Origin of the sequence: Psychrobacter sp. UBA2514 (genome assembly GCF_002341255.1) — a bacterium.
GTDB classification, from domain to species: domain Bacteria; phylum Pseudomonadota; class Gammaproteobacteria; order Pseudomonadales; family Moraxellaceae; genus Psychrobacter; species Psychrobacter pacificensis.
Genome location: NZ_DDNS01000009.1, coordinates 6324 through 7400, shown reverse-complemented (window position 1 = coordinate 7400; position 1077 = coordinate 6324). Strand labels below are relative to the sequence as shown.

Annotated in this window: 1 protein-coding gene; it reads right to left on the bottom strand. The window is 46.1% G+C overall.

Annotated features, from left to right (window positions below):
• Nucleotides 1-42: 42 nt before the first annotated feature.
• Nucleotides 43-1077, bottom strand: a 1035-nt coding sequence (locus tag B3V51_RS02895; protein ID WP_286707926.1) for a TerD family protein, incomplete at its 5' end; no start/stop codon positions are given.

The following is a 1077-nucleotide window of genomic DNA, read 5'->3' as shown; positions in this document are numbered from 1 at the left end:
TTTTTATACTGAATTCACTATAAAAGAGTATTATTAACGCTGTTATTTGCGCCCACGCTTCCAGCTAAATCCCCAGTTAAAGGCTTTGTCCATCTCCTGATGCCCTTTAAAATACTGATTAATACGCTCGACATTGATACTGCCTTGCTGATTGACCAAACGCGCGATGGCACACATCGGCAAGTTACTAGCCCCTTCTGTTAAACGGGTCTCAATCGGTGACTGATCGGGTACATGAATGGTCACGACGCCATCGGTTTTTTCCCAGTTTGGCGCGCCCTCATAAATAAAGGCAAAGATAAATACCTCCTCAATCTGTGACCACTGCTTACCATTGATATCAAGCCACTCACCGCCACTCACCTGCCCCGTTCTATCATCGGCTCGCAGGCATACATAAGGCGCTGATTGCAGGCTACCAAAGCGATTACCCAGTGCTTGAATCAGGGTTTTTTCGCCGTTTTTTAGATGAATCATCGCGCCAACATCTAGATCGATACCGCTTGATTGATGCTGTTTGAACAGATCACCCAATAGGCCTTTCTTGGGTGCTGACTTATTACCATCTGAACGTTGGTTCCAGTCTAAGTTCACTGAGATTTTGCCAAAATCATCGCGCTTTTTCAGATTGATGCTGGACTGATTTTTGGTTAAAGTGATTTTGTTTAGGTTGACCGACGGGGTCGCAGGAATCGGTGGCGGAGTACTCGCTTGAGAGGTATTGTCTGCTTTTTGCGTATTAATCAGCTGAGCCTGATTTTGCGTTGTATTTTGGGGTGCTGGCGCATCATCAGCAATCTCAACGCCAAAGTGCTCCGACAACGGTTTTAGGCCGCCATTAAATCCTTGCGCGATAAAGCGAAACTTCCAGTTGCCTTGTCTGCGATAACACTCCGCCAAAATAATGGCTTTTTCATTACGCCCAGCACTGCTCAGCTGACAAGTCATCAATACCTGACTGCCTTGTAGTACCTGAATATCGACATCGCCGACTTGTGCCAGCGTTTGCTCGCTAGAGAATGCCAAAGCGATTTTTTCAATACTCGCAGGCTGCGCGGGCAAATTGATATCAAAAAA